The following is a 22,585-nucleotide window of genomic DNA, read 5'->3' as shown; positions in this document are numbered from 1 at the left end:
CTGATCCGCCCCCGCGGAGAGGTCCGATGTGATTGTTAGTGTACGGTTGGCCTCGGCGCTAGCGCGGGCGGCGTAGCCGGTCTGGTTTGCGCAGCCGGCCGCGCGGTCATGGCTGGGATGAAGACCTCTGGCGCGGGAGGCCTGTAGCCGAGCGAGCCGTGTGGGCGCAGCGTGTTGAAGTGGCGCCGCCAGCTTTCGACGACGGTCTTCGCCTCCGCGAGTGAGTAGAAGATCTCGCCGTCGAGGAGTTCGTCGCGCAACCGGGCATTGAACGACTCGATGAAGCCGTTCTCCCAGGGACTGCCAGGGGCGATGTAGGCAGTCTTGGCACCGACCGCGCCGATCCATTCCTGCACGGCCTTGGCGACAAATTCCGGCCCGTTATCTGAACGAACATGCTCCGGCACACCGCGCAGGATGAACAGGTCCGAGAGCACGTCTATGACGTCGATCGCCTTCAGCCTGCGATCGATGCGGATCGCCAGGCATTCATGGGTAAACTCGTCAATTACGTTCAGCATGCGGTACTTCCTCCCATCATGGGTGCGGTCTTCGACGAAGTCGTAGGACCACACGTGATTGGGCCGCTCTGCACGCAGGCGGATGCAAGATCCGTCCGCGAGCCAGAGGCGGCCGCGCTTGGGTTGTCGGGCCGGAACCTTCAGCCCCTCACGTCGCCAGATGCGCTCGACCCGCTTGTCGTTGACGACCCAGCCTGCCGTCGACCGCAGCAACGCGGCGATCTTGCGATAGCCGTAGCGGCCGTAACGGCGGGCCAGTTCGACGATGTCGGCGATGAGCTTTTCCTGGTCGTCTCGCCCACGTGGGATCCGGCGCTGGGTCGAGCGATGCTGCCCGAGCACGCGGCAGACTCGCCGCTCCGACACCTTCAGGACGACCCGGACATGCTCAATGCACGCACGGCGACGCGCGGGGCTCAGTAGTTTCCCGACGCGGCTTCCTTCAGGATCAGCTTGTCGAGCGTCAGGTCCGCGACGGCGCGGCAACGGATTGCCCCTGCGAGACCAACACATCGACCTGGCGTAGCTTCGCGACGATCTCTTCGGGCTTGTGGCGCTTCTTCGGCATCTCGGTCCTCCTGTCTGCCAAAAGACATACTTCAGGGTGGACCAATTCAACGGGGGTGGATCACTTTCGACACGCCCGACTCCAGAGCAGTTGGCATACGCCGAGAAGGAGATTGGCTTCGGGTTCAAGCGCGCCGCGCAACTGCCGCCCGACGCGAAACCGATCAATCAGGATCTCACGAGCGGTGCAATTCCGGCTGCGAACCAGGCGGTCGCGAACAGCCCTGCCCCGGATCAGCCGACGCCCCCTCCGCGCCGCTTTACCATCACGGACTGATGCCATGTCTATCGAATCCGATTTCCAAGTTATCGACCTGCTCCGATCGTCTCTTTCCGAGCCACAGCGCCGCCTGCTTGACGTGCGGGAGCGCCTGAAAGGCCGGTACATCCAGACGGATTGGGACGATGATCTCCGTGCCAAGTTCGACACGCTTCTCAGATCTGTCCTCTCGCGCAGAATCGTGGCGGGAGTGCCTCATCCTGAAGCGCGGCTTGAAGCTAGATGCCTCGTGGTGACCGGCGAGGCGGGAACTGGCAAGACGGAATCTCTTGACCGGCTTTTCCGGACGCATCCGGTTCTTCAATCCCGGGGAGAGCAACGCTCTCCCCTCATTCGCGTGACCGTGCCGGCTCCCTGCACGTTAAAGACGCTCGGGCGAGAGCTGTTGAGAGCACCTGGCTACCCGCTGTCCCGAGAGCTGGCGGACCACATCATTTGGGCTCGTATCCATGAGCTCCTGCCTGCTGCCGGCGTTCTACTCATCCATCTCGACGAAATGCATAATCTGACCGACGGCGCAAACTCGCTCCAGTTGGACAACATCCGCAAGGCCCTCAAGGGCCTCATGGTCTCACCTGACTGGCCGGTTGGGCTAATCATCTCCGGTTTGCCCGGTCTCGTCCCTGAGATGCGACGCGTCGACGAGATCCGCAGACGTGGCCAATTCGTCTCGGTCCCTCTGCTGCAATTGCCCCGCGATTTGGAGATGATTGAAGGCCTCATCCTTGGCTTGGCCGAAGTTGCGAACGTCGAAATTAGCAACGGACAGCCGACGAAGATCGCCCCTCGCCTCATCCATGCCGCGCTTTACCGCCTATTCACCAACGTCGTTTGGGTCAAAGAACCAGAGTGGCCCCAGATGACGATCGCCGCTGCCGCGAAACGTACCTGCTGCTCAGCAATGGAGATTGTAAGACTAATCCTGGACCGCCGGCTCCGTTGGGTCGGTTCATGGCCCGCCACGACCGGTTTCCCGTCTCTGTTGGTCGATGTCACCGAGGTGAAAAGACTCATACGCAGTGAAGACAGCGATCATCTTACGATGGGCCAAGCGGCAGACATGCTCGGCACAACAGATCGGGTTCTGAGCGCACTCGTCGAGAGTAAGGTGCTATCGAGCGAGAGGCGCATAAGTCCCAAAAATCGTTGCCCCTACATCGCCGTCCCTCGAAAAGCCGCCGAAGCGTTCAAGGCACAGTTCACATCACTCCATGAACTCGCGCGCGGCCGCTCCAAGCACATGCCGATCCTGAAACGAGAATTGGCGTCGAGGGGCATCGAACCGGCTTTGACGCATAAACAGGTCATGGCTTCGTTCTATCGGCGGTCTGAAATTCCTCCAGATCTCTTCCCGCCCCTTTCGGCTGAGAAGAGCCTGGCCCTTTGGCCGGGCTTTTTTTTGCTTTGACGCGGTCCGTACGCACAATTATGCGGAAGTACTATCCCTCAATTTGCGGAACTTAACCTGCAGAAGTCTCTCGTCGCAGTTGAATGATTTCAAGATCTTATGTCATTGCCTGCGGAAACATTATGCCTGCCTCCTCAAAGTGATGAAAATCGGGGCATAGTGCTGCCGCGATTGTCGGTCGAGTTCCGCAATCTGCCTCTGGACGCCCGGCCCGAGCCGGGCGTCCCATTTGATTCTAAGGCATCCCGATCATAGCTTGCTGCCAAGGTTGCTGCTTCCCGTCGGCAGCCCGTTTTGCCGGTGCTGGACCCTTGGCGGTCCAATTCCTCCAGCCCCTCCCCAATTAGGTGAGGCGTGACGCCGCACGTGAGCAGGCCTCCGCAGAGCGGGAAGGTCCGTATTGGGCAGGACCGGACTTACCAAATTGGCGCAACGAACGAGCGGCCGAAGCCTTAGGAGTCGCCTTCCAGCTTCGAAGAGTGATCGGACCGCGCGTTCGGTCATGGCCTCGCCGCGGAGGTCAGGTTCAGCGAGCATGAAGCGTGTGGTGCGATCTCATGCTCGCGTGGTCAGCGTCGACAGCTGATCGGTGTCGTAGCGATCCCGGAGATCAGCCAACGCCGCGGGATCGGGTGCGCCTCGCGCGGCGAGTTTCGCGAGCTCCTCGAAATAATGCTCATGTCCGGGCGGTGAAACCGTCATCAGCACGCGTGCCGGCTCCTCGCTCACGTTCGTGATGTTGTGCGGCACACCCGGTGGCAGGAACAGGAAGGTCCCGGGGCGAGCGCGGACGATCTCGTCGCCGACATGCCACTCACACTCGCCTTCCAGGACATAGAAGGTCTCCTCCTGGACGCGGTGGACATGCAGCCCGGTGGCGAACCCTGCCGGGATCGTCCACTCGAACATGCTCGTGTGCTTGGTATTCTGGTCTGTGACGAGGAACGCCATAGGGTGGCCGCGCAGCGAGACGCCATGGGTCTGCCCGGGCATGCGGATGACGGGAGTGGCACTCATCTGATCCTCCACCGGCTAGAGTTGCCTCCGCCGCATCCTGTCCTCGCCCTGCCGGCAAGTCGCGAAACCCTTCCGAAATTGTTGCGAAAAATTCGCAGCTAGCTCCATCTTGGACCATGGCGAAGACCTTCGCATTCGGCCCTTACCGCCTCGAAGCCGGAACCGGAGTCCTGTTCCGCGGCGCCGAGCCGGTTGGGCTCGGCCGGCGAGCGGTGGAGCTGCTCACGCTTTTGGTGGAACGCAACGGCCGGCCGGTCGCGAAGGAAGCCCTGTTCGAGGCAGCCTGGCCGGCGCAAGCAATTCAAGACAGCAATCTCACGGTTCAGATCGCCGCGATACGGCGCGTCCTTGATCAGCAGGTCGGCGGCGCTGGCTGGATCGAAACGCTGCCCAGGCGCGGCTATCGCTATGTCGGGCCGGCCGTCGCCATCGACGACCCCGATCCGGCGCCCCCCGCATCGGCGCGGCTGACTTTGCCGGACGGGCCCTCGATCGCGGTGTTGCCCTTCATCAATCTGAACGACGATCCGGAGCAGGACCACGTCGCCGACGGGATGGTCGACGACATCGTCACCGGCCTCGCCCGCATCAAGGGGCTGTTCGTCATCGCACGCCCTTCGACGACTATCTACAAGGGGCGCACGCTCGACCCGAAGCAGGTCGGCCGCGAACTCGGCGTGCGCTATGTGCTCGAAGGCAGCCTGCGCAAGTCCGGTAGCCATGTCCGCGTCAGCGTCCAGATGATCGATGCCTCGACCGGCGCTCATGTCTGGGGCGATCGCTACGACTGCAATTCCGAGGACATCTTTACGCTTCAGGACGAGATCGCCTTGTCGGCTGTCGGGGCGATCGCACCAAGTGTCCGCCGCGCCGAGATCGATCGGGTGAAACGCAAGCGGCCAGATAGCCTTGATGCTTATGATCTCGTGCTACGGGCTCAGCCTGACGTCGATTCCGGTATGCCGGGCCAAGTGACGCGGGCTCTCGGGCTGCTCGAACGAGCCATCGTGCTCGATCCCAATTATGCGCTGGCATACGGCAACGCCGCGATGTGCCACCACTGCCTCTTCCTGCGCGCCGGCTGGCAGGAAGCCAGCCGCGAAGCCTCGATCCGCCATGCCCGCCTCGCACTGATCCATGGCCAGGACGATGCCGCAGCGCTGACCCTTGCCGGGTTTTCTATCGGCATGGATGGTCATGACCGAGGCGCCGCTTTGACCGCTTTCGAAGCCGCGCTCGCGATCAGCCCGTCATCGGCGCTGACCTATATTCTCGGCAGCGTCATGTTCGGTTGGGGTGGAGAAGCGGAGCGCGCAATCGCCTGGAGCGAGCAGGGCATGCGTCTCAGTCCGTTCGATCCCTGGGCCTTCGCGGCTTTCGATGCGCAGGCGATGAGCCATCTGCTGCGTGGCCGCTATGACGAGGCCTGCCATGCAGCTCACAGGTCCGTGCAGGCCAATCCTGCGCATAGCATCACCTATGTGCAGTTGGCAGCCGCACTGGCGAAGCTCGGGCGCCTTGAAGAGGCACAGCGCGCCGCGGCCCGCGTACTCGAACTCCATCCGGCATTTCGCTTCGGCCGCCAATTCGCCGGGGTGAACTGCGCTCCCGCGCTTGCCGACGTGCTGGGCGACGCCCTGCGCCTGGCAGGGCTGCCTGAGTAGCCACTTGTTCTATTCCGCTTCTGCCCCCTGCCAGATGCCTCCTCTCGGTAGCACGCAGGACTTACAAACGTTTGGTTTCGGGTAGGAAGCCAATGTCCGGAACTGGCGCTAGCCCGCTGTCGCCAATGGAAATTTCCCACCACCCTAACCGCGCCTTGGTCAGTTGAAGCGTGGATATCTACTCCCTGCTGAAGTCAGTACCTGAGGATGTAACTCCGTCCCATCTTGCCGTCATGCGTTCAAGATCCAATCCCGGAACGCTGTGATCTTGGACTGCTGCTGGCGGTTGTCCGGACAGACGAGATAGTAGGCAAACTCCTCCATTCGAGCGGGCGGAAACAACTGGATCAAACGCCGGTCGCGCAGTTCATCTTCGACCAGGGCAGCCGGAAGCAGTCCCGCGCCTTGGCCGGCGAGCACCGCTTTTAGCAAGAGGCCGCTGTCATCGAAGGAGGGGCCACGCGTAGTCGTCCTCTCCGCAACGCCGTGCGTGTCAAACCACAGACTCCAGCCCTTTCGTTCGGCATCGTGAACCTGCGGCCAACGCACGAGATCTGATGGCCGGTTCGGACGGCCGGCTCGGTCGATGAGGTCGGGGGTCGCCACGGCGATCATCTCGACCGTGACGACGCGGTCGCTGCGAAGTCCGGGATATCCGCCCATCCCATGGCGGATCGCGACATCCACGTCCGAGCGAGAAAAATCCACCAGTGCATTGCTGGTGACGATCTGCAGATCGATGCCGGGCTGCGCCGTTCGAAAGGATGACAATCGCGGCACCAGCCATGCCGACGCAAAAAAAGGCGTGGCGCTGAGGGTGAGCAGCCCAGAATCCAGCTGGGCCGCGATCCGCTCGGATGCACCGGCGATCTGGCGGAACGCATTTCGTATCGATGGCAGATAATCGCGGCCCGCGTCAGTCAGAAAAATCCCTCGCGTCACCCGCTCAAAGAGCTTCACGCCGAGATTTTCCTCCAGAACCCTGATCATCTGGCTGACGGCCCCCGGCGTCACGCACAATTCCTCCGCGGCCAGTTTGATCGAGAGGTGGCGGGCAGCGGCCTCGAACGCCTTCAGCGCGTTAAGGGGAGGTAATCGGCTTGGCATGAGTTAGAAAATCTGAGTCATCAGGGTTAAGTCTTCTGGTTTGTCCAAGGAGAGAAGAGAGGATAATTCGTGCTGATATCAAGCGTCAATGCTGCAAGCAAGCCACCAAGAATCGCATAAATTCTAAATCATAGCTTGTCGCGCCCGAAAGTGCGTGACCGCTGGAGAGGTTGGATCGGATGTCTTTCAACGTGGAGTTCTGTGGTCTCACAGAGGTCGGAGCGCTTATCGCTCGCCGCGCCATCGCCTCTAAGGCTGTCACCGAGGCGCTCCTTTCGCGCATTCGGCGTCTGGATGGTGAATTGCGGGCTTATGCACGCGTCCTGGACGAGGGCGCCCTCCGCCAGGCGGAGATTGCCGACCGCGAGATCGAGGCGGGAATCCACCGGGGCCCACTCCATGGCGTTCCCATAGCCGTAAAGGACCTTTGCTGGATCAGGGGCGTCGCAACGGCGGCCGGTACCGTGGTCCATAAGGACTATGTGCCGGCACGCGATGCGACCGTCGTGCGAAAGCTCATCGACGCAGGGGCAGTCCTGATCGGCAAGACCCAGCTTACCGAGGGGGCGTATTCCGACTACCACCCATCGATTCCGCCGGTGCAAAACCCATGGAACGGCGACTATTGGGCGGGCATCTCCTCCAGCGGATCAGCGGTCGCGACCGCCGCCGGCCTGTGCTTCGGCGCGATCGCGTCCGACACGGGCGGGTCGATCCGCTGGCCCTCGGCCGCCAACGGCGTCAGCGGCCTGAAGCCGACCTGGGCGCGCGTCAGCCGTTATGGGTCATTCGACCTCGCCCCCTCGCTCGACCATATCGGCCCGATTGCCCGGAACGTGATCGACGTCGCGGCGATCCTCAATGTCATTGCCGGACATGACCTCGATGACCCCACGACGAGCGTTCGTCCTGTTCCCGACTACTTGGCCGACGCAAGCGCGAATATAGTCGGCATGCGTATCGGCATCGACCGACGCTGGAATTCCGAAGACGTTGACGATGGGACGCAGGCTGCACTGACCGAAGCTTGCGCGATATTCTCGAACCTGGGCGCCGAGATCGTCGAAGTGTCATTTCCCGATGTCCGCCAGATCGTGGCGGACTGGACGCCGAACTGCGCGGTTGAAGCGGCAGTTGCCCATCAAGCGCCCTATGCCCTCCATAAGGAACAGTATGGCGCCATCCTATCGTCCGTCATCGAGAACGGAATGGCCGTTTCGGGGATGGCCTATCAGGAAATCCTTCTTCGCCGCGCGGCATTCCGTGGCCAGGTCGAGGCCCTGCTATCATCGGTCGACGCCATCCTGACGCCCGTCCATCCTTTCGCGCCGCTCACGCTGAAGACGATCGCAACCCTTGGCGAGCAGCCGGAGCTGATCGCCAAGCTGCAACGCTACACCAGCCCCTTCAACATGAGCGGCCATCCAACGCTGGCCTTCCCCGGGAGCGCCTCGGTGGAAGGCATGCCCATCGGCCTGCAATTGATCGCCGCCGAGTTCGATGAAAGCGCGCTTCTTGCTCTCGGCGCAGCGTTTCAGGGCGCAACGTCCTGGCATCGTCGTCAACCGGGCCTCAGTGGCCCGCCGCGATCCTAAGGTCTTGGGAGCGGCCCGCATATCGCACGCCGAGACGGCTCGGCCCGCCAACAGAGGATAATCATGAACCTTGAAAGGCCATCGACGATTTTCTACGGCTGGCTTGTGGTCGCCGCAGCCTTCGTCATAACCTTCGTCGGCTTCGGGAGCGCGTACACATTCAGCTCGTTCCTAGACTCGCTCCAGCACGAGTTCGCGGCATCGCGCGGCTCGGTGTCGGCGGTTTTTTCGCTGGCCGGATTTATGTACTTCGCGCTCGGCATCGTTTCCGCGCCGCTCGCGGATCGACTCGGCGTGAAGGCGCTTTCCGCAATCGGAATGACGCTAGTCGGCCTCGGCCTCATTCTGGCCGGACAGGCCCAAACCATTCTCCAGGTCTATGCGGCCTATAGCATCGGTATCGGCGTCGGCGTCGGCTGTGCCTATGTTCCCACACTTGGCGCTGTGCAACGCTGGTTCGTCGAGCGCCGTGGTCTCGCATCCGGGTTGGCGGTCAGCGGCATTGGCGTCGGGACGCTCGTGATGCCGCCGTTCGCGCTTTGGCTGATCGCGGACATCGGCTGGCGCAACGCCTACACCACGCTCGGCGTCCTCGCGATCGTGGTCGGCCTGGCGGCGGCGTTCGTCATGGAGGACGAGCCTGGCCGCCGCGGCCTGCAGCCCGACGGCATCACACGTACCATCGTCGTTGGCTCCCTGCAGGCGGGCAATGATACGCCCGTGGGCCAAGCAATCCGGACGCGACGATTTGCGGGGCTCTATCTTGCGTCGTTCCTGAGCGCGCTTGGTGTCTTCGTACCGTTCGTGCATCTCGCGCCCTACGCGGTCGACCATGGTGTTCCCGCTTCGGCGGCAGTCTGGCTGCTTGGTGCCATCGGCATCGGCAGCACGATCGGCCGCTTCTTCCTCGGCGGCATCGCGGACAGGATGGGCCGCGAGAGCTTCCTGATCGCCATGTATATCGGCATGGCCGCCTCACTTCCGACCTGGATCCTTGGTGGCTCCTTGAGCCAGCTCATACTGTTCGCGTTGATCTTCGGTCTCTTCTACGGAGGGTGGGTCGCGATTTTGCCAGCAGTGGTCGCCGATCTGTTCGGTGCGCGTCATGCCGGCCGCATCATCGGGGTGCTCTATTCGAGCGTTGCCCTAGGCACGCTCGTTGGCCCAGGCGCGGCAGGCTTCATCTACGATCGCAGCCATAGCTACGTCATACCCATTGCCGTCAGCGCTGTCGCAAACGCCGGTGCCGCTGCCGTCATGTTTCTGGCGGCACGTCGAGCCTCCGCTGGCAGGGTGAGCAGATGAGCCAATCCATCCCACCCGATTGAGCTGCGGTGGAATTCGGTCGCCTTGGCCGCACCTCCGAACACTCCTTCGCAGCCTAACGCAGCGTATTTGGTGACCCGGAGCGCGCGCCCTTGAAGGGCGTCGCTGTACGCGAACAGGTTCGGTTCCTGGTGACGTTCCAAAATCTCCTAATGGCGCCACCCCGGCAAGCGCGCCGACTATGGTCGACGGCATAAGATCTTGTCGATCGCCTTCCCTCGGGCGAGTTCATCGATGAGCTTGTCCAAGTAGCGGATTTCCCGCATCACTGGCTCGGCGATTTCCTCGACGCGGACACCGCAGACAATTCCCCTTATGCTGAGGCGCGCGGGATTGAGTGCCGGCGCCTGGGCGAGAAAGGTCTCATAGTCCGAGTTTTTCGTCAGCTGGGAGGCAAGTGCCTCTTGGCCGTAGCCGGTCAGCCAGTGGATGATCTGGTCGACCTCCACCTTCGTGCGCCCCTTCCTCTCCGCCTTGGCGACCAGAAGAGGATAAATCTTGGCAAAGCTCATTCTGTAGATGCGGTGCTGCGTCATCACTTGCGCTTTCTCGGCGCTGCTCGTGGCGTTTCCCGGTGTCCATCTTCATATCGCGACCCTGCCGGGTGTTTGAGCCGCCCGGCCCAGGTAAGAGTTGCGTCGGCCATGGTCACGAGATGATCGGCCGCTGAAGAACCAGAAATTCGCTTGCGGGGTTTCAGATCGTGATCGCCATCCTCCAGCCAGAGGATGTCGATCAGCGGCGAAAGATTATAGCTCAAGACCTCCTCGCGGCTGCCAAACTCGTCCCGCGCTCCTTGCACGATGAGGGTGGGAGTCTTCAGATCGACAAGGTGGCCGGTGCGCGATTGCTCCGGCTTGCCGGGCGGATGGAAGGATAACCGAGGCAAAGAAGGCCACGAATCCGTCCACTCTCTAACAACGTGTCCGCGACCATGCTCGCGACGCGCCCGCCCATCGAGTTGCCACGATAACAAGCTCTCCCTGCCTGCCGAGCGCGTCGACGGCAGCGATATATCGCGGGTTTAGCTTTCAGCGCGGGCCGACGGCATGCACCCAACTGCGGTCCGCCGCGCCGCCATATAGTCGAACTCAAAGCGGGCAACGCGAAAGCCCTCTCCGGCTAAGGCATTTGCGGACGCCGTCATTGATCGCGAGCCCATCGGAGCTCCGGCCCCATGCGCCAGGAGGATCGTCACGTCGGCCTGGTGGGCCGGCGAAAAGAAACATTGCGCTGTCCCACTGGGCCGCTGTCAGCCGCAAACTTACCGCAGCAGATCTCCCGCGTCGAAGCCTTCCCAATGAGCAGTGGCGGCGACTCCTTCGGCACTGTTCGGCTTGCGGCCGGGCCCGTGCCTGCTCTCTCAGGTCAGTGCCGGCTCTTCGGTCGCGTTTGACCACCAGTGTCCACTGTTGGCGCACGCCTTTGAAAACGATCGTCTCCATGCTCAGCTTAAAGCTCGGCGACAATCCACCTTTTAAAGGCGACCATGGCGCCGGTTTCGGTCCGTGACCTCAGCCGCGTCATCCAGTAGGCCCCGGTAACGATACCGACGTCGAGTGGCTGTACAATACGACCGGAAGAGATATCACGCGAGAACATCGCGGCGGGGACCAGCGCAACACCGAGACCTTGCGCTGCCGCTTCGACCAGGGCCAGCGAGTTATCGAAAATCCAGCCTCGCGCGACCGGCGGGGTCAGTCCCGCGGTAAGAAACCAGAGCGGCCATTCGTCCTGGCGGTATGAGCGCAGGAGATGCTGCGCCAGCAGGTCAGCCGGAGTGCGGACTGACATCGCGAGGCCAGGGCTGCAGACCGGAGCGAGCGGGGCTTGCATTAGCTCGACCGCCTCTGTGCCGTGCCAGGCACCGTCACCGAACCGAATGAACAGATCGAGGCCGTCGAGGAGCGTGTCGGCACGGTTGTTGTTTGTCTTGATCCGCACCTCGATCTGCGGGTGCCGGGCGTTGAAGTCCTGCAGGCGCGGCAGAAGCCACCCGAGGGCGAAGCTGCTGACCACGCCGATCGTGAGAATCTCGGCCGTGCCGCCGGTACACAGCTGGTGCACCTTGTCGCTGACCCGCCGTAGCGCATCCGTCAGTACCGGGAGCAGCGCGTGGGCCTCCTCGGTCAGAGCGATGCCACGCGGCAAGCGCTCGAACAGTGTGAAGCCGAGATCTTTCTCAAGCAGCTTGATCTGATGGCTTATTGCGGTCTGGCCGACGCGCAGCTCCATCCCGGCCTTGGTCAGGCTACCGAGCCGCGCCGATGCCTCAAAGGCGCGCAAGGCGTTCAGCGGCAATCTCGAAACATCCATCCAGAAGCCCCAATTTTATTCATATCAAATCTGAGCAACGATCATTTGGCTAGGGCCATGCGGCCTCGCTACCTCTGCGCCTCCCTCTGGAGAAACGCACATGACAACTCGCACCATTGATTCCCTTGCGGCGGATCGGCGTTCGTTCTTGATCGGAGCTGGCGCCGCTCTAGTCGGCGTCGGGCATGCCGCAGCCGCACCTGGGGCTAGTCTCGATCTTCGGTCTCTGGAAGCGCGCCATGGAGGCCGCCTCGGGCTTTTCGCCACGCGGGAGAGCCAGCGGGTCAGCTGGCGCTCAACCGAGCGCTTCGCTTTCTGTTCGACATTCAAACTGTTTCTCGCAGCCTATGTGATGCAGACTGTGCAGCAGGGGCGCGATCGGCTCGACCGAGCCGTCCCGATCACAGCCGCCGACATGGTGCCGCATGGGCCAGTTACGCAGCCGGCGATCGGCAGAACGCTCACGCTGGAAGAGCTGTGCAAGGCGACAGTCGAGGTTAGTGACAACCCGGCGGCAAATATTCTGATCCGCGAAATGGGCGGACTCGCTGCTTTCCAGCAGTGGTATCGTAGCATTGACGACCAGCTCACGCGCGTTGATCGACTGGAAATAGACCTAAACAGCGCTTTGCCCGGCGACATGCGCGATACCACGACGGCCGAGCAATATGTGGCCAACCTCGACCGCGTCTTGCGCGGCAACTTGCTTTCAGCGGCGCACCTGCAGTTGCTTACGCGTTGGATCACCGAGACCCCCACCGGGGCAGGCCGGATCAAGGCCGGCGTCCCCGCCGGCTACACCGTCGGCCACAAGACCGGCACGGGCGCGCGGGGGACGCACAACAATATCGGCATCATTTGGCCGCCAAGCGGACCATCGATCCTGATCTGCGTGTTCTTCACGGGCGCACAAAACGCAACACCGGGCGCCATTGATGCCGTCGTAGCGGATGCGACGCGTCAAGCCATGAAGGCATTCGGGCTTCCATCTCGCTAGGGGAGCCGGTCGTCAGCATTCGCCGATATTTTCCGTGGCAAACTGCAACCACTGTGGTCGGCGTGACGGCTGTCGGTGGATGATAGMGCATGATGGGTGCGAGTCGAACGTGATCCACGATGATGCCCGCGCATGGATCACGCTGCGACAACCGCTATAATTGGAGGTACCACCGATGCCTAATGGCTTTCACGCCTCAGATCGCGACCGGAAGCCCGTGCCAGACGCGAATGGTTCCTCGCGGAGATTGATCCCGCCGCAGAATAGCTGGGTTGATTTTAACTAAAGGAGGAAAGGGCCCTGCGCGCAGAGTTGCACGGGAACGCTGACCGGCATGGCGGGACAGCAGCTTCTCCATCCTAGGCGTATCGCGCCGGACTTACCAGGAAGCCAGACGCTGATGCATTTCCCTGATACCAACACATTCGCTCGTCAGATCCACTTGCATGCGGCCAAGGCGGATGGGCCCTATGTGATGGCGCTCGACGGACGCAGCGGCGTGGGCAAGTCCACTCTGGCAGCCCTGCTAGCAGAGAACGTGGGAGCGGCACTCATTGAGGGTGACGACTTCTTTGCCGGCGGCACTGGGTTGCGATCAGATTCCCCTGCCATACGCGCTGCCGACTGTATCGACTGGCCCCGCCAGCGCGCGGTGCTGGACGCCTTGCGGCAGGGTCGCGCTGCCAGTTGGCGCGCGTTCGACTGGGAAGCTTTTGACGGCAGGTTGCAGTCAAGCGTGTCTGAGCTTTCACCGCGATCCGTCGTTATCCTCGAGGGCGTCTATTCGGCTCGACCGGCTACGACTCCGCGGACCGAACGGCGCCAGAGACGAGTTCCACCTCGCCGCAGCAGCCCAGAACCTCAGGAAGCTCGCGAAGCTTCTACCAAACGGACCTCAGATGAGGGCCGCGTGAGGACGAACGCGCCCGCCCGCAAAATCGCAGCTGTTGATAGCCTCCCTCGCAGGCCGACTTTTTCAACGGTATCGGTCGGAAGCAGACGTTCCACCTCCGGCCGTTTGGCACCGTTCGGGCTGAAGGGTGTCCCGCAAGCGGGCGCCGACCCTCTCGCGACGTACTGGGGTTTCTTAGGCTGCCGATATCGATGACCGCGACCGGCGCGCAGTTTGGACGATGGCCTTGGCCACGGTTCGGAAGAGCAATGCGGGCAGATCATGTCCCATCCCCTCGATCAACATCAGTTCGGCATTAGGGATCGAGGCTGCGGTGTCCTGCCCGCAGGCAGGGGGGAAAAGGGGGTCGACTGTCCCATGTATGACGAGTGTTGGCGCTTTGATCGCTGCCAGCCGCGAACGGCGGTCACCGGCCAGTGCCATGGCGGCGAGTTGCCGCCCGAACCCACCCGGTGAAGGGCCACGCCGCACTTCCTCTAGGAGAAGAGCGCGGCACGCCTCCTCGTCGAACGGATATGCGGCGCCGGCGATGCGTCGTGCGAAGGAAATGCTGTGATCAAGGAAGCCCGCCTCATCCGAAACGGGGTCAGGGGCTGGGCGCGTCATCATCGCCATGGCGTCGGGCTCCGCCGAGGGCATATCCGGTTTCCAGTGGCAGACATGATCGAGGTGAGCGACAGAACGCGAGACGGGTGCTCGCTCGCCATCACCTGGGCGATCATCCCGCCCATTGATCGTCCAACAACATGGGCCTGCGGGATGGACAGTGCATCGAGCAGCCCAACTGCATCCCCGGCCATGTCGGCGAGCAAGTAGGGCACGGGCGGCCGCTGCCCCGCCATGAGGGAGGACGCTAAAGCATTAAGATCCACGGCTCCGTGCTGGGAGAAGGAGGTCGAATAGCCGGCATCTCGATTGTCGAACCGGATGACGCGATAACCCAGCGCGGCAAGTTCACCGCAAAAGGGATCTGCCCAGCGGATCATCTGCGTCCCGAGGCCGGAGATGAGTAGGATTGCTTCCGCCGCCTCCTCGCCGAAGCTGTCATAGGCGAGCGTGATGCCATTGCAGTTCATGAGCTTCATCGTCGTTCTCGTCTCTCTGTCAGATCCGGGTGGCCTGAAGCGTTTTCACCCAGTGCAACAGGCGATCCTGCAGCAGGCGCTCGCGGACATAGTCGATGTCTTCTTCTTCGAGGCGCTCAAGGATCTCGAATGTGAACGCCTCCGCACCTTGGGCAAGCCAGGCGTCTTGGAGCGAACGATGCGTGTTGTTGCCGAGCCGCAGGGTGAACCACAGGCGGGTCTGGATCGTGGACAAGTCGGGAGCTTGCCCCACCCAGACCGCGCCGGTTGGTTTGCAGCGAACGGCGTAGATGCCGGTCGGAATTTCTCTCTTCTTATAGGCCGCAACGGCGGCCTTCCGGTCTTCGCGGTTCATGACGTAGTCGCCTCCTGCGGCGGAGACAGCTAGCAGACCCAGCCCCAAGGTCAATAACACCCGGGTTTTATATTGACAAGCAATTTCAATCCGGGTAATTAAATTGAACTGTGGAGTGCCATATGTCCGATTTCCTGTCCAAGCCATGCACCGCCTTCGTTGGCATGGAGCGACTTGCAGCCGGAGCGCTGATCGACATCGCTCTGGAGGTGAAAGCCGCTGAGGGCCGCCGGTTGGATGCGTCGATTCTCGTCTTCGACGATGCTACGGGGTCCGTTTTGGATCTGGACCTGCGCGGCACGACCGCCGAAATCGTGGTTCGCCTCACCGAGCGGGGCAAGCGGGAGGCAACGGCAGCCAAGGCGCAAATGGCGTCGAACCCCGACGCAGAGCCTCGCGGGCGCGGGCGACCGAAACTCGGTGTGGTCGCCAGGGAGGTCACGCTGCTGCCCCGACACTGGGAGTGGCTCTCCGCCCAGCCCGGAGGAGCGTCACAGGCTTTGCGGCGCCTCGTGGACGCCGCTCGCCGTTCCGATGGCGGCCAGACCCAAACCAAGGCCGCGCGAGAAGCCGCCTACCACTTTCTGACCGCGTTGGCGGGTGACCTTCCCGGCTACGAGGGTGCGATCCGATCCTTGTTCGCGGGCGAGGAACAGGACTTTTCCGACCGCATGAACGCTTGGCCCCCCGATGTGAGACGTCATGCCTTGAAGCTGGCAACCGGCTCAGATCCCCTTCGAGCGACGATGTGACAGTAAGGGACAAGGCGCGTTGTGCGCGTGGCGCCTCTGCCCGAGAGCGGACGTCGGCAATGCCCGAGACGGGTCGATTGCGGGCGTCGCCGTCCATCTCATAACGAGCAATCTTGTTCGATGCAGCTAATTAGCAACTGGCAAGGCCCATGGCATTCATCCTGCGCCTGGGCCGCCAATCCGCAGGTGAATGATGTCTGCTGTCGCTGATATGGAGGGTCGGTCCCGGCGCCCTGGCGCTCAGGCTTTCGCGGCCTGCCGGCCCGGCGCAGTGGAACGCGCGGCACGCCTGATCCGATCCTGACCACATCCGCCATGATGCCGGGCCTCCGTAATCAGGGTATTCGCCTGCAAGCCGGTCATACAAGTCAACTTCAGCGGCATCGACCGCCAGAGCCATTTCGAGTTCATTGACCGGAGCTAGGGACGCCGCCGAAATGAGCATGAAAGGCGCGCGCAAACCGTGCTTCTTCAAAAGCCACGCGGATCAGGTCTCCAGTCACTGCGCCGAGAACGCGGAAGCCAATCTGCCAATCGCCGCACCACGCTTCTATACGGCGCAGCCGCTCAGCCGCAGACGTTTTGTCCAGCTTGATCTCGACCTGATGCGGCCAATGCCCGGTCACCGCCACATGCCTCGCATCTTCGCCCTGACATCAACCTTCGGCCCGTCTGACGGTATCCGCTGGCTGTCAGCGGTCGCGATGGGCCAGGCCGTCCGCTCGAACTGGCCCAGCAGCGCGTTCGGAATGAAGCGGGTCCGGTTGGCATAGACGTGGCGGTCGCCGGTCGGAGATTGGCCATGCGTGAAGAAGCGCTGTGGCACGACAAGGTGCAGGTCGTCCTTGGCACGCGTCATCGCGACATAGAGTAGCCGCCGTTCCTCCTCGATCTCGTCCCGTGCGCCGGCACCTAGATCGATCGGGATGCAGCCGTCCACCGTGTTCATGACGAAGACCGACTTCCATTCCTGGCCCTTGGCCGAATGGATCGTCGACAGGATCAGGTAGTCCTCGTCGAGATGCGGCACGCCCGCCTGATCGCTGGTCGCGTCCGGCGGATCGAGCGTCAATTCGGTCAGGAAGCGCTCGCGTGAGGGATAGCCCCCGGCGATCTGTTCGAGCTGAACGAGATCGGCTTGCCGCGTGCCGGCATCCTCGTGGATGCGCTCCAGGTGAGGCTCATACCAGCGACGGGCGCATTCAATCTCGGCCGGCCAGCCGGCCTTACCGGAGCGCAGCTCGCTGATCGCGGAGACGAAAGAAGCCCAATCGTCGCCTGCCCGCGGAGGAGCCGGAGCGTTCTCAAGTGCCTCGAGAGGCGCTGAAGCCTGTGCCACATGGTCAAGGACACGCTGGGCTGACGTCGGCCCCACACCCGGCAGAAGCTGCAGGACGCGAAAGCCGGAGACTTTGTCGCGCGGGTTCTCGACGAAGCGCAGCAGCGCCAGCAGATCCTTGATGTGTGCGCTGTCGAGGAACTTCAGCCCGCCGAATTTGACGAACGGGATATTCCGACGCGTGAGCTCGATTTCGAGCGGCCCGCTGTGGTGGGAGGCGCGAAACAGCACCGCTTGCTGCTTCAGCGTCGAGCCACCTTCGCGGTTCTCCAGCACCTTCTCCGCGATGAAGCGAGCTTGATCCGCTTCATCCCGAACATGAACGAGCTGTGGCGGCGATCCGGTTGCGCGATCAGTCCAGAGGTTCTTGGTGAAGCGCTCGGCTGCAAGGTCGATGACGGCATTTGCCGCGGAGAGGATGGCGCTGGTCGAGCGATAGTTCTGATCGAGTGTGATGATTTCGGCCGGCGGCACGAAGGCGGCCGGGAAGTCGAGGATGTTGCGGACCGTGGCTGCCCGGAACGAATAGATCGACTGGGCATCGTCGCCGACGACCGTCAGGCCGCGGCCGTCCGGCTTGAGCGCGAGCAGGATCGAAGACTGCAGGCGGTTCGTGTCCTGGTACTCGTCGACCATGACGTGGTCGAAGCGGTCGCCTATGTCGGCTGCGATATCGGGATCGGTCACCGCCTGCGCCCAGTAGAGCAGCAGGTCGTCGTAATCGAGGACGTTCTGGCTCTGCTTGGCTTCGACATAGGCAGCGAAGAGCTCCTTCAACTCGGCTGCCCAGGTGGCGCACCATGGATAGGACAGGCGCAGGACCTGCTCGATCGGCAGCTCGGTGTTCACGCAGCGCGAATAGATCGCCAGACAGGTGCCTTTCGTCGGAAACCGCGACTGCGTCTTGGAGAAGCCGAGCTCGTGCCGGACCAGGTTCATCTGGTCGGCCGAGTCTTCCCGATCATGGATCGTGAAAGCCGGATTGAGACCAAGCTGCTCGGCGTATTCGCGCAGCAGCCGCGCTCCGATACCGTGGAAGGTGCCGGCCCAAGTCAGGGCGTCGGCGAGGACGCCTGCTCCCTCACCCAGCACCTTGCGCGCGATCCGCTCAACGCGCTTCGCCATCTCGGAAGCCGCGCGGCGCGAAAACGTCATCAGCAGGATCCGTCGGGGATCGGCGCCGCTGACCATAAGATGGGCGACCCGGTGCGCGAGCGTGTTAGTCTTGCCCGATCCTGCGCCTGCGATGACAAGCAAGGGCGCTGCGGCCAATGTGCCAACGCCATGGATCACAGCGCGGCGCTGAGCCGGATTGAGCGCATCAAGATAGCTGATCGGGGCGATGGCGTTCATGCCTTCGGCTCCGACACCGGCCGTGTCCCTTCCGAAAACCGGCCGCGTAGGAAGCCAAGCGAAGCCGCCCGATCCGCGTCCCTCAGGAGCTCATCGCGGTTATGAAGCAAGGCCCCGATTGCCGCCGGAGCGTCACCGTGAAACTCCGCCAAAACGGTATCGATCTGAAGCTCCATAGGAATTGGAGCAGGCGCCTGTTTTGGCACGACTGGCGGCATGGATGCGTCCTCGAGAATGAGAACATTATGAGAACGATCGCAGCCGGGGAGTCAAGCTCCCGAGGGAGATTCTCCCCCGCACCGCCAACCACGAGCGCTGGCTACGCGCGATAACGATCAAAGGCAGTAAGCCGGATCGTCAGTGGCTCCGCATCCTCCCAGCAATAGATTTCGGTACGGAGATAGCGAAACTCCCCCCCTGGAGCTCGTCATCGATCTCGATCCACCAGGCTCGCGGCTTGCCGTCGCTGCCGTCGGACCAGCGATATCCCCTGCCCTTCAGATGATCCTTCATGTCGAAAGGTGCGTTCTCAGCGTAAATGCACACGCGGCTGCGCTCGCTCGATCGCAAGAGCTCGAGAAAGGGTCGGGACCCACCCTCTCCCACCGGCCTCGCCAGGACTTCCAACAATGCGTTGCAGTCATCCGTCGCGCGGTGGCCCTCATGGAACAAGCCGGACTGGCCGACGAGATATCCAAGCTTGTTTCCCTCGAAGCCAAGATCCGCCCAAGGGATCTCTCTGACCGAACAGGCCCAGGCTTTCGACGCGAAGGTCGGAGAGAGCTTTTCGCAGAACGGGCGATCGAATGCGGCGTTATGGGCGATGACGAGATCCGCGGGCTCGATCAGCGCGTCTAGCGCTGCAACATCGATCTCGCGACCCGCGACCATATCGTCCGTGATGCCGGTCAGCCGTGTGATTTCTGCCGGGATCGGGCCCGATGGCTGACGCAGCCCACTGTAGATGCCGACGACATCGCCGATCGCTCCCTCGTCGTCATAGGTGAAAGCGACGGCACCAATTTCGATGATCTCGTCCTTGGCGTGATTGAGCCCGGTCGTCTCTGTATCCACCAGAACCGCAAGGTTCGGAAATGCGCTCTCCGCTCGAGGGATGATCGGAGGCGGCACGAGCTTGCGCAGGATTCTATAGCGCCCGCCCTGCTCCAGCCGTTGCGCGGCCTCCTCATCCTTCCAGTCGGGCGGGGCTGGTGGAGCTTCCGACTTTCGCTTGCGCGGTGCGGATCTAGGCGTCTGCCGGTAACCCGGCGCATCATCGAACAGGTCAAACTGGGTAGAGGCAATCTTCATTTGGCGGCCTTCGTCATCGCGGGTGCTCGCGAGCCTCCGGTGGCTTCAAGTGCGGCCGAGGCGCAACGCTTCGCGCGGGCGACCGGGTGGAAACGAGGATATCATTGTCCTCGAAAGGACCTGCTCCATGCCATCTTATATCAACGATCCTGAGGTCGATAAGCTGATCGCGAAACTGGTCGGCCTTACCAGGACTTCCGAGATAGAGGCCGATAAAGCCGCCCTCGAGCACGAAATTGCCCGTCGAAAAAGCGGTCTGCCGATGCGCGATTGGCTTGCTAAATCCCTCGCGATGGCGCAGTCGGCGGGCCGTTTGCGCCCGGCGATCATAAGCCCGAAATCGATGAGGTGTGGGGCGAGGACTGATGCGATTCGTCGACACGTGGGCAGCGCCCAGCCGCTGGAAGTGTGACCGGGCATATTGCGCTATTGATCGAAAAACGTCTCAGCGCTTCCGGCGCTGCTGACCGAGGCCCATCGTCTTCGCGAGCTTCGAACGGGCCTCGGCATAGGCTGGCGCCACCATCGGATAGTCGTTGGGCAGACCCCACTTCGAGCGGTACTCTTCCGGCGTCATGTTGTAGGCCGTCCGAAGGTGTCGCTTGAGTGACTTGAACTTCTTTCCGTCCTCTAGACAGATCAGGAAGTCGGATGTGATCGACTTCTTGATCGAAACTGCCGGGGCCGGCTTCTCTACTGGCGCGGCCGCCACTGGCTCCTGGCCCAAGCCTACAATCGCCGAATGCGTGGTGGCGATCAGCGCGGGAAGGTCCGCTGCCGGTACGCTATTGTTCGAGACATAAGCCGAAACGATGTGGGCGACGAGATCGATGATTTCGGCATTGGCTTCTGACATTGCAATCTCCGGCCGCGCCTATGCGCAGCAATAAATTTGCCTCGAGCTGGCGTGGTTATTTTGCCAAGCCGATCTAGTCAAATGGACGTGCGTGAGGAAATTGCTGTTTATTCAAATTGTCAGTTTCCAGGACGACGGGTGACGACTGCAATTTGGGGAGCTCCGCCTCTCAACAGCTCAATCGCCCTAGGCAGAACCCCAATTTCATCTTGCCAAGTTGCGGCTGTCCGCGCGCTATAGGTGGTAGCGCCCTCGCGAATGGCCGAACGCGATGATTTTGTTGCGGACAAGCCAGAGGGCGTTTCTATCGGATCACGCCACCCCCCGATTATGCTGTCGGTCGGGAATTTACATAAGGTCGGGGGCCTGAGCGCCATTTCCAGTTTTCGGTTCGTTCATTGCGCGGATCTGCACATCGACGCCCCGCTGAAGTCGCTGGCGTTGCGCAATCCTGAGCTCGTGGACTTGGTCGCAAGCGCGACACGAAGGGCTTTCGTCGCGACGATTGAGCTGTGCCTCGACGAGAAGGTCGATGCCCTGCTGATCGCGGGCGACCTCTATGACGGCGACCAGACCTCCATGAAGACCGCAGGCTTCATTGCCGCGCAGCTTCGGCGGCTCGACGAAGCCGGCATTCGGACTTTCGGCATCCGCGGCAACCATGACGCCGTGTCGCGGATCACCAAGGAGCTTGTCTTTCCCGAGAGCGTCACGTTTTTCAAAGGTTCCGCTGCCGCCATTCCCCTGCCCGGCCACAACGGTTGCCGAGACGTCGTTGTCCACGGGATCAGCTTCCCGAAGCCGCACGCGCCGGAAAGCCTGCTACCGAAGTTCAAGCCGCCGGTCTAAGGCGCGATTAATATCGCGCTGCTGCACACGAGCCTTGCTGGCGCCGAAGGTCATGACCGTTATGCCCCGTGCAGCGCAGCGGACCTAGCCAGTGCAGGCTTCGACTATTGGGCGCTCGGGCATGTCCACAAGCGCCAGGTCCACCTCGATAAGCCCGCGATCGTCATGCCCGGCATCCCGCAGGGCCGGGACATCAATGAGAGCGGCGCCAAATCCGTCACTCTGGTTACGATTGGCGACGATGGTGCGATCGCCATAGCACAGCACCGCACGAGTACCGCTCAGTTCGAGCGTGTTTCGGTAGATCTGTCCGGGATCGAGGACTGGTCAGAAGCTATGCGGGCCATCGGCCGCAGACTTGGCGCCCAGTCGCTGCCGCAGATCAGCGGCCTTTCCCGGCAGACGAAGGAGCTCATCGCAACGATGAGAGACAAGGCTCGGCTCCTCCAGGCGTGCTCGATCACCAAGGCTTCGTTCGCCGAAGCGGACTATCGCCAGAACAGCTTCGAGATTTTTGATCCGCGCTGGCAGGTCATCACGGACAACTACCAGTGCTGCACCACGTTGGTTGCGAAGCTCGGAGCCGATGCGACGGTGCCCTTGCTCAGCAAGCTGAAGGTCGCCGACGGCGGCCCGGTTGCCGCTGCGCTGACGGTTGGCCTCGTCAACGCCTTCGTGAAGGGCGAGCTCAAGGAATTGCAGCGCGAGATCCAGTCGGCAGCGAGCCCCGACGAGCAGGTTCTGGTCAATGTCTGCCTGCCGACTGTCGCTTTCGCTGCGGCAGTGACACCGGCTCCTCGCTAGGGGGCTGCGCGCCGAAGCCCTGCCATCTCGACGTGGTCGATTACATCGCGGAAGGCATCGAAGCAGACCCCGTCATCGCCTCAAGGCGCGTGCTGGCCGGCGAAATACTCGCCGTGCTCAAAGCTCGCAGCGGTGTTGATCCGCGGCGCCCGTGAGCCGCCAGGAATAAA

18 protein-coding genes and 4 pseudogenes are annotated in these 22,585 nt (G+C 62.3%); 9 read left to right on the top strand and 13 right to left on the bottom strand.

Annotated features, from left to right (window positions below):
• Window positions 1-35: 35 nt before the first annotated feature.
• Window positions 36-1,089 (bottom strand): annotated as a pseudogene (locus tag AC1DDA_RS25855) (IS3 family transposase).
• Window positions 1,090-1,369: 280 nt separating this feature from the next.
• On the opposite strand from AC1DDA_RS25855, the gene AC1DDA_RS25850 reads away from it, so the two are divergent.
• Complete coding sequence (locus AC1DDA_RS25850; protein WP_476797907.1) at window positions 1,370-2,776, top strand: ATP-binding protein; 1,407 nt, start codon at window positions 1,370-1,372, stop codon at window positions 2,774-2,776.
• A 555-nt stretch (window positions 2,777-3,331) separates the two neighbouring features.
• On the opposite strand, the gene AC1DDA_RS25845 is transcribed toward AC1DDA_RS25850, so the two are convergent.
• Window positions 3,332-3,793: a cupin domain-containing protein gene (locus AC1DDA_RS25845; RefSeq protein ID WP_476797906.1), complete on the bottom strand. Its 462-nt coding sequence runs from the start codon at window positions 3,791-3,793 to the stop codon at window positions 3,332-3,334.
• A gap of 116 nt (window positions 3,794-3,909) precedes the next feature.
• On the opposite strand from AC1DDA_RS25845, the gene AC1DDA_RS25840 reads away from it, so the two are divergent.
• Window positions 3,910-5,457 (top strand): winged helix-turn-helix domain-containing tetratricopeptide repeat protein, encoded by a 1,548-nt coding sequence (locus AC1DDA_RS25840; RefSeq protein ID WP_476797905.1) that lies wholly within the window; start codon window positions 3,910-3,912, stop codon window positions 5,455-5,457.
• A gap of 231 nt (window positions 5,458-5,688) precedes the next feature.
• On the opposite strand, the gene gcvA is transcribed toward AC1DDA_RS25840, so the two are convergent.
• Window positions 5,689-6,564 carry a transcriptional regulator GcvA gene (gene gcvA, locus AC1DDA_RS25835; RefSeq protein ID WP_476797904.1) on the bottom strand — a complete coding sequence of 292 codons (876 nt, stop codon included), beginning with the start codon at window positions 6,562-6,564 and terminating at the stop codon, window positions 5,689-5,691.
• Between the two features lie 179 nt (window positions 6,565-6,743).
• On the opposite strand from gcvA, the gene AC1DDA_RS25830 reads away from it, so the two are divergent.
• Complete coding sequence (locus AC1DDA_RS25830) at window positions 6,744-8,159, top strand: amidase (protein ID WP_476797903.1); 1,416 nt, start codon at window positions 6,744-6,746, stop codon at window positions 8,157-8,159.
• Window positions 8,160-8,222: 63 nt separating this feature from the next.
• Window positions 8,223-9,464 carry an MFS transporter gene (locus AC1DDA_RS25825; protein WP_476797902.1) on the top strand — a complete coding sequence of 414 codons (1,242 nt, stop codon included), beginning with the start codon at window positions 8,223-8,225 and terminating at the stop codon, window positions 9,462-9,464.
• A 200-nt stretch (window positions 9,465-9,664) separates the two neighbouring features.
• Here AC1DDA_RS25825 and AC1DDA_RS25820 read toward each other — a convergent pair whose 3' ends face one another.
• The 3 genes and pseudogenes from AC1DDA_RS25820 to AC1DDA_RS25810 all read right to left on the bottom strand — a co-directional run bounded on the left by AC1DDA_RS25820 (window position 9,665) and on the right by AC1DDA_RS25810 (window position 11,801).
• Complete coding sequence (locus AC1DDA_RS25820; RefSeq protein WP_476797901.1) at window positions 9,665-10,021, bottom strand: DUF2200 domain-containing protein; 357 nt, start codon at window positions 10,019-10,021, stop codon at window positions 9,665-9,667.
• Between the two features lie 74 nt (window positions 10,022-10,095).
• Window positions 10,096-10,714, bottom strand: a pseudogene (locus tag AC1DDA_RS25815) (alpha/beta hydrolase family protein); the annotation flags it as partial.
• Window positions 10,715-10,937: 223 nt separating this feature from the next.
• Window positions 10,938-11,801, bottom strand: a complete 864-nt coding sequence (locus AC1DDA_RS25810) for a LysR family transcriptional regulator (protein ID WP_476797900.1) — start codon at window positions 11,799-11,801, stop codon at window positions 10,938-10,940.
• A gap of 100 nt (window positions 11,802-11,901) precedes the next feature.
• Between AC1DDA_RS25810 and bla the strand changes: the two genes are divergently transcribed.
• Entirely contained in the window at window positions 11,902-12,798 is an 897-nt protein-coding gene (gene bla, locus AC1DDA_RS25805) for a class A beta-lactamase (RefSeq protein ID WP_476797899.1), read from the top strand.
• A gap of 1,087 nt (window positions 12,799-13,885) precedes the next feature.
• Here bla and AC1DDA_RS25800 read toward each other — a convergent pair.
• From AC1DDA_RS25800 to AC1DDA_RS25790, 3 genes are read right to left on the bottom strand one after another with little or no spacing between them, the layout of a single operon-like run.
• Window positions 13,886-14,326: an alpha/beta fold hydrolase gene (locus AC1DDA_RS25800; protein ID WP_476797898.1), complete on the bottom strand. Its 441-nt coding sequence runs from the start codon at window positions 14,324-14,326 to the stop codon at window positions 13,886-13,888.
• Complete coding sequence (locus tag AC1DDA_RS25795; RefSeq protein ID WP_476797897.1) at window positions 14,317-14,796, bottom strand: alpha/beta fold hydrolase; 480 nt, start codon at window positions 14,794-14,796, stop codon at window positions 14,317-14,319. Before AC1DDA_RS25795 ends, AC1DDA_RS25800 begins: the two co-directional genes overlap by 10 nt.
• Window positions 14,797-14,815: 19 nt before the next feature.
• Window positions 14,816-15,151, bottom strand: a complete 336-nt coding sequence (locus AC1DDA_RS25790; RefSeq protein ID WP_476797896.1) for a GIY-YIG nuclease family protein — start codon at window positions 15,149-15,151, stop codon at window positions 14,816-14,818.
• 122 nt (window positions 15,152-15,273) lie between these two features.
• On the opposite strand from AC1DDA_RS25790, the gene AC1DDA_RS25785 reads away from it, so the two are divergent.
• The gene (locus tag AC1DDA_RS25785) at window positions 15,274-15,903 is read left to right on the top strand and encodes a DUF2239 family protein (RefSeq protein ID WP_476797895.1); all 630 of its coding nucleotides are present in this window, start codon (window positions 15,274-15,276) and stop codon (window positions 15,901-15,903) included.
• Between the two features lie 407 nt (window positions 15,904-16,310).
• On the opposite strand, the gene AC1DDA_RS25780 is transcribed toward AC1DDA_RS25785, so the two are convergent.
• The 3 genes and pseudogenes from AC1DDA_RS25780 to AC1DDA_RS25770 form a co-directional block, all read right to left on the bottom strand.
• The gene (locus tag AC1DDA_RS25780; protein ID WP_476797894.1) at window positions 16,311-16,535 is read right to left on the bottom strand and encodes a hypothetical protein; all 225 of its coding nucleotides are present in this window, start codon (window positions 16,533-16,535) and stop codon (window positions 16,311-16,313) included.
• Complete coding sequence (locus AC1DDA_RS25775) at window positions 16,526-18,595, bottom strand: ATP-dependent helicase (protein WP_476797893.1); 2,070 nt, start codon at window positions 18,593-18,595, stop codon at window positions 16,526-16,528. Before AC1DDA_RS25775 ends, AC1DDA_RS25780 begins: the two co-directional genes overlap by 10 nt.
• Window positions 18,596-18,914: 319 nt before the next feature.
• Window positions 18,915-19,906 (bottom strand): annotated as a pseudogene (locus AC1DDA_RS25770) (3'-5' exonuclease).
• 127 nt (window positions 19,907-20,033) lie between these two features.
• Between AC1DDA_RS25770 and AC1DDA_RS25765 the strand changes: the two are divergent.
• Entirely contained in the window at window positions 20,034-20,318 is a 285-nt protein-coding gene (locus AC1DDA_RS25765; RefSeq protein WP_476797892.1) for a type II toxin-antitoxin system VapB family antitoxin, read from the top strand.
• A 33-nt stretch (window positions 20,319-20,351) separates the two neighbouring features.
• On the opposite strand, the gene AC1DDA_RS25760 is transcribed toward AC1DDA_RS25765, so the two are convergent.
• The gene (locus AC1DDA_RS25760) at window positions 20,352-20,762 is read right to left on the bottom strand and encodes a Ros/MucR family transcriptional regulator (protein WP_476797891.1); all 411 of its coding nucleotides are present in this window, start codon (window positions 20,760-20,762) and stop codon (window positions 20,352-20,354) included.
• A 330-nt stretch (window positions 20,763-21,092) separates the two neighbouring features.
• Between AC1DDA_RS25760 and AC1DDA_RS25755 the strand changes: the two are divergent.
• Window positions 21,093-21,980 (top strand): annotated as a pseudogene (locus tag AC1DDA_RS25755) (metallophosphoesterase family protein); the annotation flags it as partial.
• A 467-nt stretch (window positions 21,981-22,447) separates the two neighbouring features.
• On the top strand, window positions 22,448-22,570 hold the full coding sequence (locus AC1DDA_RS25750) for a hypothetical protein (RefSeq protein ID WP_476797890.1): 123 nt from the start codon (window positions 22,448-22,450) through the stop codon (window positions 22,568-22,570).
• Window positions 22,571-22,585 lie beyond the last annotated feature (15 nt).

The organism is Allobosea sp. 10N428, assembly GCF_056394545.1.
The sequence above is the reverse complement of the archived record's forward strand: the minus strand, read 5'-3'. Positions and strand labels throughout refer to the sequence as shown.

Excerpts from the sequence above, each read along its gene's own strand:
- AC1DDA_RS25820 (WP_476797901.1), bottom strand. The coding sequence starts at position 10,021 with ATGACGCAGCACCGCATCTACAGAATGAGCTTTGCCAAGATTTATCCT.
- AC1DDA_RS25825 (WP_476797902.1), top strand. The coding sequence starts at position 8,223 with ATGAACCTTGAAAGGCCATCGACGATTTTCTACGGCTGGCTTGTGGTC.
- AC1DDA_RS25840 (WP_476797905.1), top strand. The coding sequence starts at position 3,910 with ATGGCGAAGACCTTCGCATTCGGCCCTTACCGCCTCGAAGCCGGAACC.
- AC1DDA_RS25830 (WP_476797903.1), top strand. The coding sequence starts at position 6,744 with ATGTCTTTCAACGTGGAGTTCTGTGGTCTCACAGAGGTCGGAGCGCTT.
- AC1DDA_RS25775 (WP_476797893.1), bottom strand. The coding sequence starts at position 18,595 with ATGAACGCCATCGCCCCGATCAGCTATCTTGATGCGCTCAATCCGGCT.
- AC1DDA_RS25785 (WP_476797895.1), top strand. The coding sequence starts at position 15,274 with ATGTCCGATTTCCTGTCCAAGCCATGCACCGCCTTCGTTGGCATGGAG.
- AC1DDA_RS25760 (WP_476797891.1), bottom strand. The coding sequence starts at position 20,762 with ATGTCAGAAGCCAATGCCGAAATCATCGATCTCGTCGCCCACATCGTT.
- bla (WP_476797899.1), top strand. The coding sequence starts at position 11,902 with ATGACAACTCGCACCATTGATTCCCTTGCGGCGGATCGGCGTTCGTTC.
- AC1DDA_RS25845 (WP_476797906.1), bottom strand. The coding sequence starts at position 3,793 with ATGAGTGCCACTCCCGTCATCCGCATGCCCGGGCAGACCCATGGCGTC.
- AC1DDA_RS25800 (WP_476797898.1), bottom strand. The coding sequence starts at position 14,326 with ATGGCGATGATGACGCGCCCAGCCCCTGACCCCGTTTCGGATGAGGCG.
- AC1DDA_RS25795 (WP_476797897.1), bottom strand. The coding sequence starts at position 14,796 with ATGAAGCTCATGAACTGCAATGGCATCACGCTCGCCTATGACAGCTTC.
- gcvA (WP_476797904.1), bottom strand. The coding sequence starts at position 6,564 with ATGCCAAGCCGATTACCTCCCCTTAACGCGCTGAAGGCGTTCGAGGCC.
- AC1DDA_RS25810 (WP_476797900.1), bottom strand. The coding sequence starts at position 11,801 with ATGGATGTTTCGAGATTGCCGCTGAACGCCTTGCGCGCCTTTGAGGCA.
- AC1DDA_RS25765 (WP_476797892.1), top strand. The coding sequence starts at position 20,034 with ATGCCATCTTATATCAACGATCCTGAGGTCGATAAGCTGATCGCGAAA.
- AC1DDA_RS25790 (WP_476797896.1), bottom strand. The coding sequence starts at position 15,151 with ATGAACCGCGAAGACCGGAAGGCCGCCGTTGCGGCCTATAAGAAGAGA.
- AC1DDA_RS25850 (WP_476797907.1), top strand. The coding sequence starts at position 1,370 with ATGTCTATCGAATCCGATTTCCAAGTTATCGACCTGCTCCGATCGTCT.